This is a genomic window from Tsukamurella sp. 8F (assembly GCF_029167375.1).
Classification (GTDB): domain Bacteria; phylum Actinomycetota; class Actinomycetes; order Mycobacteriales; family Mycobacteriaceae; genus Tsukamurella.
This window is the reverse complement of record NZ_JARFTP010000019.1, coordinates 31,791-45,476: the sequence shown is the minus strand read 5'-3', so window position 1 is coordinate 45,476 and position 13,686 is coordinate 31,791. Positions and strand designations below refer to the sequence as shown.

The 13,686-nt window shown below is 69.5% G+C and carries 18 protein-coding genes, 1 tRNA gene and 1 riboswitch; of the genes, 11 read left to right on the top strand and 8 right to left on the bottom strand.

Going from position 1 to position 13,686, the window contains the following annotated elements; genetic code table 11:
- Positions 1-5 precede the first annotated feature (5 nt).
- Both P0W64_RS15150 and P0W64_RS15145 read right to left on the bottom strand, forming a co-directional pair.
- Positions 6-848 carry a hypothetical protein gene (locus P0W64_RS15150; protein WP_275480971.1) on the bottom strand — a complete coding sequence of 281 codons (843 nt, stop codon included), beginning with the start codon at positions 846-848 and terminating at the stop codon, positions 6-8.
- 145 nt (positions 849-993) lie between these two features.
- Positions 994-1,770, bottom strand: a complete 777-nt coding sequence (locus tag P0W64_RS15145) for a potassium channel family protein (protein ID WP_275480970.1) — start codon at positions 1,768-1,770, stop codon at positions 994-996.
- 244 nt (positions 1,771-2,014) lie between these two features.
- Here P0W64_RS15145 and P0W64_RS15140 point away from each other — a divergent pair, with 244 nt between their 5' ends.
- Together P0W64_RS15140 and P0W64_RS15135 are read left to right on the top strand one after the other, a co-directional pair.
- A complete protein-coding gene (locus P0W64_RS15140) occupies positions 2,015-2,356 on the top strand; it encodes a hypothetical protein (RefSeq protein WP_275480969.1) in 342 nt (113 codons plus the stop codon).
- 9 nt (positions 2,357-2,365) lie between these two features.
- Positions 2,366-2,429: riboswitch (guanidine-III (ykkC-III) riboswitch) on the top strand.
- 16 nt (positions 2,430-2,445) lie between these two features.
- Positions 2,446-2,760, top strand: a complete 315-nt coding sequence (locus P0W64_RS15135) for a multidrug efflux SMR transporter (RefSeq protein ID WP_275480968.1) — start codon at positions 2,446-2,448, stop codon at positions 2,758-2,760.
- Positions 2,761-2,772: 12 nt separating this feature from the next.
- Here P0W64_RS15135 and P0W64_RS15130 read toward each other — a convergent pair whose 3' ends face one another.
- Positions 2,773-3,348 (bottom strand): hypothetical protein, encoded by a 576-nt coding sequence (locus tag P0W64_RS15130; protein WP_275480967.1) that lies wholly within the window; start codon positions 3,346-3,348, stop codon positions 2,773-2,775.
- Positions 3,349-3,438: 90 nt separating this feature from the next.
- On the opposite strand from P0W64_RS15130, the gene P0W64_RS15125 reads away from it, so the two are divergent.
- Together P0W64_RS15125 and P0W64_RS15120 are read left to right on the top strand one after the other, a co-directional pair.
- Positions 3,439-3,741, top strand: a complete 303-nt coding sequence (locus P0W64_RS15125) for a hypothetical protein (protein ID WP_275480966.1) — start codon at positions 3,439-3,441, stop codon at positions 3,739-3,741.
- Positions 3,738-4,931 (top strand): winged helix DNA-binding domain-containing protein, encoded by a 1,194-nt coding sequence (locus P0W64_RS15120; RefSeq protein ID WP_275480965.1) that lies wholly within the window; start codon positions 3,738-3,740, stop codon positions 4,929-4,931. The genes P0W64_RS15125 and P0W64_RS15120 overlap by 4 nt, the downstream gene beginning before the upstream one ends.
- A gap of 21 nt (positions 4,932-4,952) precedes the next feature.
- Here P0W64_RS15120 and P0W64_RS15115 read toward each other — a convergent pair whose 3' ends face one another.
- Positions 4,953-5,687: a YigZ family protein gene (locus P0W64_RS15115; protein WP_275480964.1), complete on the bottom strand. Its 735-nt coding sequence runs from the start codon at positions 5,685-5,687 to the stop codon at positions 4,953-4,955.
- An 83-nt stretch (positions 5,688-5,770) separates the two neighbouring features.
- On the opposite strand from P0W64_RS15115, the gene P0W64_RS15110 reads away from it, so the two are divergent.
- A tRNA-Pro gene (locus tag P0W64_RS15110) sits at positions 5,771-5,844 on the top strand.
- A 124-nt stretch (positions 5,845-5,968) separates the two neighbouring features.
- Here the strand turns inward: P0W64_RS15110 and P0W64_RS15105 are convergent.
- From P0W64_RS15105 to P0W64_RS15095, 3 genes are read right to left on the bottom strand one after another with little or no spacing between them, the layout of a single operon-like run.
- Positions 5,969-6,460 (bottom strand): hypothetical protein, encoded by a 492-nt coding sequence (locus P0W64_RS15105; protein WP_275480963.1) that lies wholly within the window; start codon positions 6,458-6,460, stop codon positions 5,969-5,971.
- Positions 6,457-7,854: a site-specific integrase gene (locus tag P0W64_RS15100; protein WP_275480962.1), complete on the bottom strand. Its 1,398-nt coding sequence runs from the start codon at positions 7,852-7,854 to the stop codon at positions 6,457-6,459. The genes P0W64_RS15105 and P0W64_RS15100 overlap by 4 nt, the downstream gene beginning before the upstream one ends.
- 38 nt (positions 7,855-7,892) lie before the next feature.
- Positions 7,893-8,441 carry a hypothetical protein gene (locus P0W64_RS15095; protein ID WP_275480961.1) on the bottom strand — a complete coding sequence of 183 codons (549 nt, stop codon included), beginning with the start codon at positions 8,439-8,441 and terminating at the stop codon, positions 7,893-7,895.
- Between the two features lie 104 nt (positions 8,442-8,545).
- Between P0W64_RS15095 and P0W64_RS15090 the strand changes: the two genes are divergently transcribed.
- Together P0W64_RS15090 and P0W64_RS15085 are read left to right on the top strand one after the other, a co-directional pair.
- Positions 8,546-8,761 (top strand): helix-turn-helix domain-containing protein, encoded by a 216-nt coding sequence (locus tag P0W64_RS15090; protein WP_275480960.1) that lies wholly within the window; start codon positions 8,546-8,548, stop codon positions 8,759-8,761.
- A gap of 107 nt (positions 8,762-8,868) precedes the next feature.
- Positions 8,869-10,875, top strand: coding sequence for an AAA family ATPase (locus P0W64_RS15085; protein ID WP_275480959.1), 2,007 nt, complete (start codon positions 8,869-8,871; stop codon positions 10,873-10,875).
- Positions 10,876-10,907: 32 nt separating this feature from the next.
- On the opposite strand, the gene P0W64_RS15080 is transcribed toward P0W64_RS15085, so the two are convergent.
- Positions 10,908-11,096: a hypothetical protein gene (locus tag P0W64_RS15080; protein WP_275480958.1), complete on the bottom strand. Its 189-nt coding sequence runs from the start codon at positions 11,094-11,096 to the stop codon at positions 10,908-10,910.
- 106 nt (positions 11,097-11,202) lie between these two features.
- Between P0W64_RS15080 and P0W64_RS15075 the strand changes: the two genes are divergently transcribed.
- The 4 genes from P0W64_RS15075 (at position 11,203) to P0W64_RS15060 (ending at position 13,549) form a co-directional block, all read left to right on the top strand.
- Positions 11,203-11,556 (top strand): hypothetical protein, encoded by a 354-nt coding sequence (locus P0W64_RS15075; protein WP_275480957.1) that lies wholly within the window; start codon positions 11,203-11,205, stop codon positions 11,554-11,556.
- Between the two features lie 951 nt (positions 11,557-12,507).
- Positions 12,508-12,780 carry a hypothetical protein gene (locus tag P0W64_RS15070; protein ID WP_275480956.1) on the top strand — a complete coding sequence of 91 codons (273 nt, stop codon included), beginning with the start codon at positions 12,508-12,510 and terminating at the stop codon, positions 12,778-12,780.
- Positions 12,777-13,232, top strand: coding sequence for a hypothetical protein (locus tag P0W64_RS15065; protein ID WP_275480955.1), 456 nt, complete (start codon positions 12,777-12,779; stop codon positions 13,230-13,232). Before P0W64_RS15070 ends, P0W64_RS15065 begins: the two co-directional genes overlap by 4 nt.
- Complete coding sequence (locus P0W64_RS15060) at positions 13,229-13,549, top strand: hypothetical protein (RefSeq protein ID WP_275480954.1); 321 nt, start codon at positions 13,229-13,231, stop codon at positions 13,547-13,549. Before P0W64_RS15065 ends, P0W64_RS15060 begins: the two co-directional genes overlap by 4 nt.
- The last annotated feature ends 137 nt before the right edge of the window (positions 13,550-13,686 follow it).

Below are 13,686 nucleotides of genomic sequence, written 5' to 3'. Positions count from 1 at the left end.
GCCTGTCAGCAGTGCCCGCTGGGCAGCCTGGTCAGATTGGTCCTCAGCCACGCACCGACGCGGTCGAGCACGGCGGTGCCCGCGTCCATGGTGCGAGCCCGGGTACTCATCGCGATACCCGTCTGCCCCTTGGGGGTCTTCACCACCGCCAGCTGGCGCACGACGTAGCCGCCGTCGTCACCGGGGCTCCAACCGCCTTTGACGGCGACACCGTCGAGGTCGGCCACACCCCACCGCTGCGTGTCGTCGGTCTGCCGCATCAGCGACAGGACCGGTCCCGCGCCGCGGATGCAGGCCAGGTTCGCCGCGAAGACAGCCTGGTCGGCGTCGGTCCAGTCGGTGGCGCCCCAACCGTTGAGCGGGTCCGGCACGGTCGTGTCGTCGTTCCCGGCTCGCAGCACTTCACGGACCGCCGCGGAAGCATGGTATCCCCTGCCGAGGTCGGCCCAGAGCTCGTCCGCGGCGTCGTTGTCGGAATGCACGATCGCGTCCGACATATCGGATCGGAGATCCGACGGCAGGTCGTCCCCGTACTTGCGCTGCACCGTGACGGCGATCGGAACCTTGATGGTCGAGTAGGCGTCGCCACCGACATCGTCACCGAGGACCCTCGCCTTGGTACCACCGCCCGCTACGAACGCCACGCCCACGGGGGCGCCTGCGGCCCTACGTACCGACGCGAAGCTCGCCTCGAGCGACGAGGTGTGGACGGGGCGCACGACGGCGCGAGTGGGTGCAGCACGCCGGGTGGGGCGCGCCTTGGTCGGCGTCGAGCTCTCAGTGGTGGGCGCCGCACTCGTCGTGGGTGGGGCCGCGACCGGCGCCGGCTCGGAGGTCGGGTTCGGCATCGGGGCGAGCATGGCCACGAGGAACAGACCTACGACATTGAAAATCGGGAACACGTTCACTATGAAACATGGAACGAGCCGATATAGCACGTCAACGTGACGTTCGAAGACGAATCACCCGAATCTCGGCGCTTCACCACACGGGTCACGGATCCCGCCCCGTTGCCGGTCCCGTGTGGGACGCGCCGCGGACACCGAGGTCGTCTCGGAGGGCCGTGACCTCGTTGCGAAGGGCGCGGACCTCGTCGGCCAGCGCGCGCACCGTGGCCCGCGTCTCGTCCTGGTTGTCGGACGTCGACTCGACCTCGGCTACCAGCCAGGACGCGAACGTACCGGTCAGCACGCCCAACAGCGCCACGCCACCGAGCATCAGGCCGGCGGCGATGCATCTGCCCTCGATCGTGACCGGAACCCGGTCGCCGTAACCCACGGTGGTCATCGTGGTGATCGCCCACCACAGCCCGTCGCCAACGCTGCCGATCGTCGATCCTGGACGCCCACGCTCCGCCTCGGTGATCGCGAGCGACGACACGATCAGCAGCATCACTGCGCCGCCGACGGCATACGAGATGACCCGCCCGCGCAGGGTCGGCGCCCCGAGCCGGTGCACCACCGACAGCAGACCCACCACGCGCAGCAGGCGCAACGGGCGCGCAAGGGGCAGGATCAGCACGATCAGGTCGAAGACGTTGCCGCGCAGAAACTTCAGTCGATCGCTGCTGAGTGCGAGCCGCACGACGTAGTCCACGCCGAACGCCGCCCATACCGCCCACGTGACTGCGTCGCAGACCTCGTGCCAGTCATGAGATATCCGCGGGTTCACGATGGGCCATGCGTAGGCCACCAGGAAGACCAGCGACGCGACCATCAGGAGGATCTCGACGTGGTCGGTCCAGCGCTCGACACGATGCTCGGTCTCCACTGTCCCTCCCTGGCTTATCGGCCCCGATCCAGATCCTGCCACCATCGGTCGCCGCAGGCGCGCTATCGAGCGCCGGCCGCCCATCCCTCTTCCGGCCCCTTTATAGCCCCGACAATCCGCGATAACGGATACCTTCTGAAAGCGAACGATAGGGGCGTTCACCGTGGCAGGGAGGGGGAGATCACATCACAAAGCCCGCTCGCGAGATTTCGGAGCCGCATCGATCGGATTACAGTTCGTGAATATGCGCGGAGAGCTGTTTCTGGTGGGTGAGAAAGTCATGGCCGAGGGCCCGGCACGCGTCTGGAACGCGACCGTCCTCGGACGCCACACCGACGGCGCCGTCCGTGTTCGTTTCGAGGACGGCGATATCGCCCTCCTGGAACCCGATGCTCTGCTCGCCCGTCGGCGCCCGCACACCGAAGGCGCCCTGCGCGGCATCGACGCCGTCGGGGACGTCGTCGAGATGCCCCGCCGCACAGTGCTCGCCCGGCTCACCCGCCGGCGCCGTGCCGCCGGTCACTCGAGGGGGCACCGCCAGGCGGTCTCGCGTTCGGCCGACCGGAAACGCGCGCACCACGGCTGATACCGTCACGGACGGCCCGACCGGCCACCGGACGAGGCGCACCGTACCCGGCCCACGACAAGACGGTTGCTTCACGAGGAGGGCACGTCATGGCGTGGGTCGTTCTGGTTCTGTCGGGCTGCCTCGAAGCCGTGTGGGCGACGGCGCTGAGTCGCTCGGAAGGCTTCTCCCGCATAGGCCCGACGGCGTCGTTCGCGGTGGCCCTCGCCTTGAGCATGGCCGGGCTCGCATACGCGATGCGCACACTTCCGGTGGGCACGTCGTATGCCGTGTGGGTCGGCATCGGTGCGGCGCTCACCGTCGTCTACGCGATGGCGACGGGAGCAGAGTCCGCCACACTGATCAAGGGCCTGTGCATCGCGGCGATCGTCGCCGGCGTGATCGGGTTGAAGCTGGCGCACTAGCGCCGGCGGGCGTCAGAACCGGACGCGCCGGGGGTTCGCGGTGGCGCGACCGACCTGGTAGAGCAGTATCGGGACGACGAGGCAGAGCACGACGTTGATGACTCCCGTGGACACCCACATCTGCCAGCTCGTCGCGCCGCTGGCCAGCGGCCCCAGGGTTATCACCAGGCCCGCACCGGTCGCGATGAGCACGAAGAAGAGTCCCGGGCGCGGGGCGGACATGATGAGCAGGGCCAGTAGACCCGCTCCGACGAGGGTGAGGAACGCGGCGCCGACGATGGTCAGCGTGAGCGGCCGCTCGGCGGCGGCGAATGCGGGACTGTCTGCGAGACGGTACAGCCAGTTGAGAGCGGCCGTGGTCAGCCAAGCGGCGAGGCCGGCGACGACGGCCACCAGCAACGAGCCCATCACGAACTTCGGGATGTCGAGCGCGGGCGGCTGCTTCGGCTGCGCGGTCGGCGCGTAGCCCGGCTGCGCATGCCCCTGTGTGTACTGCTGCTGGGTGTAGGCATCGTCGTACCCCTGCTGGTACGCGTCGGCGGGGCCGAGGGCGCGCGTGCGGTCGTCGCGGGGGTCGTAGTAACTCATGGGCTCCTCGATCGTGCCGGGTTCGTCACGCCCCAGGGTAGACGCCACCACTCCCCGGCCCAACCGCGTGCGATGCGGCAGCATGGGCGCATGACCGACCACGATCCCGTCGAGTTCTGTTGCCTCCTCTGGGCGCGCCCCGGCGAGGAGGCGGGATTGCGCGCTTACGAGGACGCCGTGCTCGCGCTCGTCCCCGAACACGACGGTGCTGTGCTCGCCCGGGCCGCCGCTGCGGGCGAGGACGACCACCCCCACGAGACGCAGGTCTATCGGTTCGCGAGCCAGGCCGCACTCGACGGCTACCTGGCCGACCCGCGACGACAGGCTCTCACCCAGGAGCGCGACCGCGTCATCGCGCGCACCGAGCTGTTCCCCGTGCGGCTGCTGGCGTGACTGCGACGTTCTCGCCCGACGATGTCGTCGCCTACCGTCTGCGGGCGCACGGGCTGACGTCGCGGCTGGACGCCGGCGAGACCGCGCTCATCGATGCCGCCGGTCGGTGCGGCATCCAGAACAGCCCGCCGGGCGCAGCGCTCCTGGCGCTGCATGCCCGCGTCCGCGGCGTGACGGCCCACGGGCTCGACACAGCCGTGGGAGAGTCGAAGGCGCTGCTACAGACCTGGTCGATGCGCGGTGCGCCGTTCTACTTCCCGACCGCCGACGCGCCGGTCTTCACCGCGGGCGTGCTGCCGCCGACCGAACGCTCGATGCTGCACCTGATCAGGCCCGTCGCACGCCCACTCGCGGCTCTCGGCCTCACGCTCACCGACGCCGTCGGACTGGTCGGCGACCAACTGCACACCGTCCTCGCGGGACGCCGGCTTGCGATCGGCCCCCTCGGCGCGGAGCTGTGCGACCGCGTCGGCGACTCCCTGGCGCCGGCGCAACAGAGGATGTGGAGGTCCGAGGGGGCCTTCGCGCCCGGCCAACCACTGGGCGAGGCCGTTGTGCACTTCTGCGTCCGCATCCTGACCCTGCAGGGTGAGTTGTGCTTCGCGCCGCGCGCGGACGGCACTGCCCCCTTCGTCCTGGTCGACGAGTGGCTCGGCGCCCCTATCCGCATCACCGCACCGGAGATGTCGCGTGCCGAGCTGGTGCGCCGATACCTGCGCCGCTACGGGCCGTCGACCCGGGCCGACTTCGCGGCGTGGATCGGCGTCACCGCGGGCGATGCAGCCGACTGGTGGCGCCTCGTACAGGACGACCTGGTCCCGATCCGGTTCCGGGGGACGTCGTGGATGCTCTCCGAGGACGCCCACCTCCTCGGCTCCGCTCCGCTGCCCACGGGCGTCCGTCTGCTGCCGCCGCGTGATCCGTACACCCAGGCCAGGGACCGAGACACCCTGGTCGACCGGTCTCACGCGAAGCAGTTGTGGATGAACGTCGGCGAACCCGGAGCCGTACTCGCAGACGTTCGTATCGCCGGCGTTTGGCGACCGCGCAAGCGCGGCGCGCGCCTCGCCCTGACGATCACGCCGTTCGCAACCCTGTCCGCGCGTACACGGTCCGCACTCGAGGCCGAGGCCGAGTCGGTCGCGCCGCTACGCGGCGCTTCGGGCGCCTCGGTGTCCTACGACGACTGACCCGGGCCCGTCTCGGGGACGTCACCGCCGGTCCACCCAACGTTCACCGGCTTCGATCAGGTCGACGGCCCCCGCGGTCTCCCGCGCCACGAGCGCCGCGACGTGGTCGTGATCGGCCGCAGGAAGCGCGAGACGCAACGTGAGGCGATCACCGTAGACCGTGTCCAGCACCGTCACACCCGCGCCACGTAGCTCGTTCTCGATCCTGCCCGCACCGTCGTACGGGAGCTCGATCATCCACTCCCCCAGCAACTCCCGCCGCACCGTTCCGACCTCGTCGAGTGCTGTGCGCACCGCATCGGAGTACGCGCGCACCAGTCCGCCCGCACCGAGCAGGGTCCCTCCGAACCAGCGGACGACGACCGCGACGACGTCGGACACACCCTCGTCGGCATACCCGCGCAGCACCTGCAGCATGGGCGCGCCCGCCGTGCCCGAGGGCTCACCGTCGTCGTTCGACCGCTCGACGGTCCCGTGCGGCGGCCCGAGCACGAAAGCGGAGCAGTGATGCCGGGCATCCCAGAAGTCCCTTCGGGCCCGGTCGACGACCGCCCGTGCGGTCGCCTCGTCCTCGACGCGTCGCAGTAGGCACCGGAATCGGGACCGTTTGACCTCGATCTCGGCGTCGCCGTCGTGCGCGATGGTCCGGTACGCAGCTGGGGAGGGGTGCTCGGCGGGCATCCCGCGATTCTCCCCGAGGCCGGCCTGCGACCCGGCTCCCGCGCCACGCGCCGCATGGATGCCATCGGGCCCCATCAGCAAACGCGACGTGGCCGGGCGATTTCATTGCGGCCTAGGCCGTGGGGTAGTCTCGTACAGCACCGCGTGAGCGGAAGCCACGGGCTGTGGCGCAGCTTGGTAGCGCACTTGACTGGGGGTCAAGTGGTCGCAGGTTCAAATCCTGTCAGCCCGACACAGTGAAAACCCCTTCCGACCAGCTCGGAAGGGGTTTTCTTGTTCCTCGGGGTGGGTCGTCTACGTGGCGGATCAGCCGCCAGCTTGCCAAGAACTTGCCAACGGCCCGCAGCGTGCCGAGGTCAGTGCTTCTCGTTGCCGAAAGGCAGACATCCGTAGTGGTCGCAGAACGCCGCGATCATCGCCTTCTCGGTGGGCCTGGCGACCGCTACCGGCGTCTCGCGCCACGCGACGAGGAGGTCCGCGCTGTCGGCGAGTTGCCAGATGCCCTTCCCGCCGCTGTGCGCGGCGGAATGGCTCCCGGCCCCGTGATTTCGGTACTGGTATAGGCGGGAACGGATCGTCTTGGACTTGCCTATGTAGACGATGCGAGCGCCGTCTACCCACCGCGCTGCCAACACCTCGACCGGCCGCGTCGGATTCCGCCCCTTGTAGTGGCCTGCGGGCGAGACGTCGAGGAACCGAGGCGGGCTGTCGCCGGGGCGCACAACGACGTAGACCCCTGCGCCACGCGGCACCTCGGCGATGGACAGGTCTGCGAACGACACCCACCCCGAAAAGCCACTGAGATCGAGTTCGGGCGGCAGATCGCCGCCTGCCGTGTGGCCGTTCATCCGAACAGCGCCGATCCCGCGCGGCGGAGATCGTCTTCTTGAGCACGCGCGTAGTGCGCCAGCGCCACGGTTTCACTGTGGCCGCACCACGCGGCGGCGACGTGCAGCGGGACGTTCCGCGCGAGCATGGCCGACTCGGCCGACGCCCGTAGACCCTTGAGCGTGATCCGTCGCTGACCCGTCGCTGCCCGTAGCCGGTCGAACTCGGCCGAGTACCAGCCGGGGGAGATTGGCTCCCCGTCCTCGCGGACGGCCACGAGGCTGTGCCCCGACCACGGGACACCCACCGCCAGCGCCTCGCGCTTCTGCTGGACCTTGAAGCTGCGCAGCGCCTCGGCGAGGTCGTCCGGCAGTGGCAGAGTGCGATCGGAGCGTTTCGGGGCTTTGGTGCGCCCCTCGATCACCTCGGTGCCGACCGCGACCCGGCCGCGCACGACCGACAGCGTGCCCTGGTCGAGGTCGATCGCGGACCACCGCAGGCCCATCACCTCCGACCGGCGCAGGGCGTACATCGAGAGCAGCCAGAGCGCGTAGATCCGGCTCTCGGCGACCGAGGCGCGGAAGACCTCTACCTCGGCGGGTGACCAGGCGACGTGCGTTCGCGAGCCGCTGTTCTCGGCGGTGTGGTCGTCGTATTCATCCTTCGGTCGTTCGACCAGGGCGATGACGTTCCGAGGCAGTGCGCCCTGGTCGACGTAGGACTGCACCACGGCAGTGAGTGCTCGCAGCGTGGCGCGCGCGCTGATCGGCTTCACCCCACCGCGCGTACTCGCCGATTCCGGCGCAGCCGGTGCGTAGACGCCGCGCGATGGGCGGATCACGCGGCCCGAGCGGACCAGCCCCGCGAGCGCGGTGCTCACGTCATCCCCGGGCTGCGCGGCCTTGATCTCGCTCAGCGTGACCCCGGCGGGGTGCTCGGACACCAGTGCGGTGATCCGACCGGCGAGGGAGTCGGGCCGGTAGTGACGCGGTGAGGTCCGTCCTTCGGTGAGCATCCACTCGACAAGAGCATCGCCGTCGGCTTTCGTGAGCGCGGCGAGCTTCTTGCCGCCGAGGTAGCGCTGCGCGGCCTTGAGTGACTCCGCGTATCCGCGCAGCGTGACCTCGCGTACGCCGCGACGCCCTGCCAGCCACTCCTCGCACGCCTCGGACACGGTGAGGGTCGTCTGGCGGCTGAACCGGCCGGAGGCGACCTCGGCGCTGATCCTGCGGAACTCGGCGGTGGCGAGCTTCTTATTCGGGTAGGTGAACCGCTGGCGGTCACGTGTGCCGTCCGGCTTCGCGCCCACGTCGATCTGGAAGTAGTACGACACTGCGCCGGATTTGGCGGTGTGCTTGTTGATCGGCTCGGCGCGGCGGGTGCGCCTGGCAGCGGGTTCGGGGGTGTCGGTCATGGAGGTGTCCTCTTCGGTCGTGCGGTGGTGCGGTGGGGTCAGACGGTGAGGTCGCGCTGGCGCGGCCCCGGTTTCTTCGGCAGGTCGGCGGGGTCGATCAGCCCAGCGTCCTTGGCCGCGCGGATGATTCGGTCGGCGGTGGGCTTCGACACGTTCAGCTGCGACGCGATCGCCTCGCGCACCGACTTGCCCTCGGATACCGCAGCGCGGGCGATCCGGGCGGCGCGGACGACGCGATCGGGGACGTCCTCGACGGCCTCTGGTCTGGTGTGCGCTGCGGGGCCGTCGTCGGGGAACGCGAGCAGTCCACCGGCGCGGTGGTGCCAGTCGGCAGCGGAGTGGGCGAGCCTGCGCGCGGGGATAGACCGCAGCAGCGCGACGTCGACCGCGTGGCCGGGGTCGGGCTCGATCGTCAGCGCGGCGACGACCGGTCCGGTGTCGGTGGCCTCGACGCGCACCACGAACGTCGCCGGGTAGTCGTGCAACCGAATCCGCACGCGCGCTTCGGGATCGGGGGGCGTACCCGGGGCATGGTCCGGTTCACCGGGGCCGACCTCGACCACATCGCCACGCTGCGGGGCGGTCACCGGTCCCCCGCATACGTCGCCTCGGCGGTCGCTACTCTTCTCGACTTCATGATGATGACACTACAGGCTGGACACTAACCAATGCAACGAGCACATTAGAACACATGACCACCACTCAGCATGCCCATCCCGCCACCGACGCGGACGAACTCCGTTCCCGCGTATCGATTTCCGTGCCCCGAGCCGGGCAGATCCTCGGCGTCAGTCGCGCCACCGCCTACGCGCTCGTGGAGCGGGGCGAGGTCCCCTCGGTCCGTGTCGGCGGGCGCGTCCTCGTGCCCACGGCCGCCCTCCGCGCCCTGCTCGGAGTCGAGGACTAGACCGCACACAGCGGCGTCCGCCACATACAGAGAACGGCGCCGCTGCCACCCTCACCGGGTGGACAGCAGCGCCGTCACCAACCAACAGAGAAACGAGACACCACCACATGCCTCCCCTCAAGGATACCGCGACCGAGGCCGACCACGCGGAGGAGTTCTCCTCCGAGACCGGAATACGACGCGACCCCCGTCCCGATGCCGGCGAGGGCGACGACGAGGCGAGCCCGTTCGGCCCCGCTGCGCGGCCCGGCTTCCTGTCCGGCGCCCCCAGGCACGTCGAGGCCGTCCCGGGTGCGTACCTGGCCGAGGTGCTTCCGGATCTCACGGCTACAGCGAAGCGGCGGCTGCGGAATCTCGCTGCGCCGGTACGCGTGAGCGACCTCGTGGCCCTACGTCTCATGGAGGAATCCGAGCGCCCTACTCAGGAGGACGTCGACAAGGTCCGCCCGGCGGGGGCTCAGGGGTGGGGTATCACCAATGGGCGGCGTGAGTCGCGCGAGAACATCAGGCTCGCCCGGGCCGGGTTCGACACCCGTATGCGGGTGTCGCTGGTGGACCTGCTAGCCGACCCCGCACTGAGGCCGGAGTGGGATGCGCGCGCACGGGACCGCAACCGCGCGGCGCGCGGCGAGCGGTCTTACCGGGCACAACGGCCGACGACGTTCGCACTCGCGGACCTGCTCGCCCGCGGTGCCGACATGAAGGCGCTCGCGACCCTGCCCGCAGCCACCGAGACGACGAGGGCCGCTTCCGTCCTGTTGGTGGAGCGGTGGGACGCCGAGGACCGCAGGCGGGTGGATGCGGCGGCAGCGGAGACCGTCCGGCGTGAGAACCTGCCCGTCGGCGGCGAGACCGAGACCGTGGAGTTCACCAGCCTCACCGACCTCCTCGCCGAGCCCGACGTGGACGAGCCCTGCGCCATCGAGGGGCTCCTCGGGACAGACGGCAAGGCGCTCCTCGCCGCGCAGTACAAGGCGGGTAAGACCACGCTGACGTACAACCTGCTCCGCTCGCTCGCCGACGGCGCCCCCTTTCTGGGCAGGTTCTCCGTCACGCGGCCCGGCCGGCGTGTGGCACTGATTGACGACGAGATGTCGCGGGGGATGATGCGGGCCTGGCTGCGGCGGCAGGGAATCGAGAACACCGACGCCATCGGCCTGGTAGACCTGCGCGGCCGGATCGGCACGTTCGACCTCCTCACGCCCGAGGTGCGCGCAGAGTGGGTCGAGCGGCTACGCGGGTACGACATCGTGGTGTTCGACTGCCTGCGACCGGCCCTCGACGCCCTGGGGCTCTCCGAGGACAAGGAGGCCTCCCGGTTCCTGGTCATGTTCGACGCCGTGCTCCGCGACGCGGGTGTCGGTGAGGCCGTCGTCATCGACCACATGGGCCACGGCGGCGACAGGGCCCGCGGCGACTCCGCGAAACTCGGCTGGTCCGAGGAGAACTGGCGGCTGCTGCGCAAAGGCGAGGCAGACGACTCGCCGCGCACCTTCGCCTCCTTCGGCCGGGTCTCGAACGTCGCCGAAGGCGAGCTTCGCATCGACCCCGAGAACGATCACCTGGTGTACGTCTCGCCCGACGAGGCGCGCGCCGAGAACGGCGGGGAGAAGACGACTACGGCGACGAACTCCCTCCTGGAGCAGGTACGCCACAAGGTGACCGACCGCCCGCTGAATCACGGAGAGGCCGTGACCCACCTTGTGGGCCTCGGGTTCTCGCAGAAGGCGGCGCGGAGCCTGGTGGAAGAGCTGCTGATCAAAGGGGCCCTGGTCGAGCGGAGGCAAGGGCGTGCGCGCCTGCTGCACCTGGGGGTCGATCCGCTGGCGCCACCCGAGAACCTGGTCGACAACGTCCGTGCCGTGGCCGACGAGGCCGACCGGATCGCACAACGCGCCGCCGAGGAACGCGAGGCACAGAAGTCGGCGGAGCGGGAGCAGGCCCGGGACACGCTTATCGAGGAGGCCAAGAACATTCTCCGCCGTCACGACCCGATGACCATCGCCAAGTCGGAGCGGGTCTGCCGAGCCGAGAACCCCAACCTACCCACCGCGATCATCCGTATTGCCCGCGAGCGACTACGCAGCGAGCAGGGCTCCGACGACGCTGCCTGACTTCCCGGGCGCCCGGTCTGATCGGCTCGGAGCTACCGACCGCGCGGTGGATTGGGAACTGCCCGCAGTGCGAGGAATACGCCGCCCGCCATCAGCGGGAAGACGAACAACGGCGAGCCGAGTGCCCGCCCGAGCGGCGTCCCGATGGCCGCCTCTATCACCAGCCACAGCGTCGCGGCGACGAGGCATAAGGGCGGCGACCAGCTCGGAATCCGCGCCACAGTCGCCACCTCCTCACACCTGGGCTCCAGCTCGTTCGTCGCGGCCGACGTTACGTCAGCGGCACCTCGAACGCGAGTGTGCGAATCTCGAGATATAGTCGAACGTGTGAACGTTCGATCAGGTCCGGTGTGGTTCCGGCGGTGCGACCCGCCGACGCCGTGCCGGGTGTGGATCGACAAGGCGTTCCCGGCCATCGAGGGATGGCAGCGACCCGAGGGTGGACCGTGGCCGGAGCCGTCCGAGTTCATGCGCGACAAGGGGCTCCGCTGGGACCTCGCTCAGCCTTCACCGGGTCGGATCCATGGTTGGGCTGCGCTGTGGACCGGGGTCTGGCTCGCCGAGGTCGAGTTCACCCTGCGAACGGCCGACGGCGACGCGGTGCCATTGCGCGCGTGGGTGACTCACAACGCAGTGACGCCCGCCACCGGGCCGATGCCGCGCCGCAGGCGCCGCTCCTAGCCCCCGATGACCGACGGCCCTTCCCTGAGTACCCGGTCGTGGACCCGCAGCTCGCGGGCCGGGGTCGGCCTCCACGACCACGACCGTGTCCGCGACGGCGACCACGACCACGATGGCGGTGCCGACCCCGACCACGACCTGCGAGCTGCGGGACGTTCGACGGCGACCGCAGCTCTCCGTCCACGACCCCGCGGCGCCCCTCCGTCGAGGCCTTCTCACGGCCCCGGAGACCACCCTGTCCCCACGCCTCGCGGCCTCGGAATGTATCTGTCGCGGCAGGGGGTATCCGTTGGGGCCGTGACAGATACACCGGAACGGGCATCCGTTGCATCTGTCGAATCGCGTGACAGATAGAAAACACTCTCTGAACAGGTAATACATCGCTCCCCTCGATGTATCTGTCGCTATCTGTCAGACCTGTGACAGATAGCGACGTATGTATTCGTCAATCTGTCGCGCCCCTAGGGGGGCGACAGATGACGGATACGTTGGATCGACGGTTCGCCGAATACGCGGCCACGACCACCTCGGAGGCTGCGGAGGTGTAGATCGGTCGGATGAGGAGAAGGGCTGTCGTGGGTGTGGTCGGCGCCCACGTAACCGGTGCGATGGGGAGCCATGGCACGGACACCGCCACCGAAAGCTGTTGTTGGACAATGCCTACCATTGTAGGGGAAGTAGAACTGGTGCACCGTCATGAGGCAGGCTTGTGGCATGGCACCTGTTATGCCCACGGCTCAAAGCCGCGAACGTGCTGAACGGGCGAACACTCTGCGCGCTCGCGGCGATTCGTGGAATCAAATCGCACGGCAGCTTGGATACCGCAGCCACGGCGCAGCACAGTTGGCCGTGAAACGGCACAGGCAGCGGAATCCTCCGCCCACCGCCGACGAGGCCCTTGCTGACGTTCTCGAACGCCGCCGCTTCACAGTTCGCGCTCTGATCATTTCGTTGGCCCGGGCCCAGGCGGCGGGGGACGCCGCCGCAGTCGCAAGCCTGTCGCGTGCGATCACAGCGGCCGACGCCGAGACCAGCAAGTTGCACGGGCTGTACTCGCCGGAGCGGATGGATATCACCGTCGGCCGCAGTGCCGCCGAGCTGCGCGCTGCGACCCGCGACGCACAACTGCGGGCCCTGGAGGTACGACAGCAAGTGAGCGGCGGCATCCCTGTGGCGGCATCCGGTACCGAGCCCGCGCCGCTCGATGTGGAGGTCGAGGAATGAGTCGCCCGCTGACCACCGACTCCGACATCGTGAGAACCTCGTACGCGCTGCTCGATGAAGTCGACGCAGGAACCACGACGGCGGCGAACCTCGAGGCCGAGCTGGCCGAGACGATGCGCGCCGAGTTCGGCATTGTCGGCGGCGGATCCGACGACCCGCTGTGGTCGCTCCACCTCGACGTGGCACGCCAGTTCATTGCGGCCGGTGGCCTCACCTCGGCTGAGCTGCGCGAGTGGCTGTCCGTGCGATTGCGGGCCGAGAACGGTGGCGCCCGACCGGAGAACGCGGCGCCCGACGCCCCGGCGACCGACGTCGCGACATCGACCGACGGCGAGCCGGACGACCTAGACGGCCTGCCCGCGTCCGTGCTCACCGAAGCCGAGGCAGCAGCGGAGGCGGTCATCGAACGCTGGCGACGTACTGACACCACTGATCCGATGGAGGAACCATGAGCCTGCTTGCCCGCCTGCGCGCCCGAAGCGCGGCGCCGCACTCGGAGCCCGCCCTCGACGCGCCGGACCCGCAGCGGCGCACACGGCCCTCGAATGAGGTGTCTGTGCCCGATGCCCCTGTGTCGGTCAGGTCTATGGACCCGACAGCGGTGCGGAGCTTCGGCTCCCAGTTCCGCGTCCGCCGATCGCACGACGCCGTGTGTAGCGACCGCGCGGGCGTACACGGCAAGCTCGCCGGATCGCTGCGCCCAGATGACGCCGAGGCACGCGCTCAGCGTCATCTGGGCCGCGAAGTTCTGTTCGGTGAAGCGCCGTGACACAGACGATTTCGCGGCCGGTTGGCACGCTGTTGGCAACCCTGCCAGGTGATCGGCCTGCTACTCGCGCAGGTGAGGGATCGTCGCCGCAGCTCACAGGTGGTACATGCTCAGTGAGAACTACCCAGGACCACTTG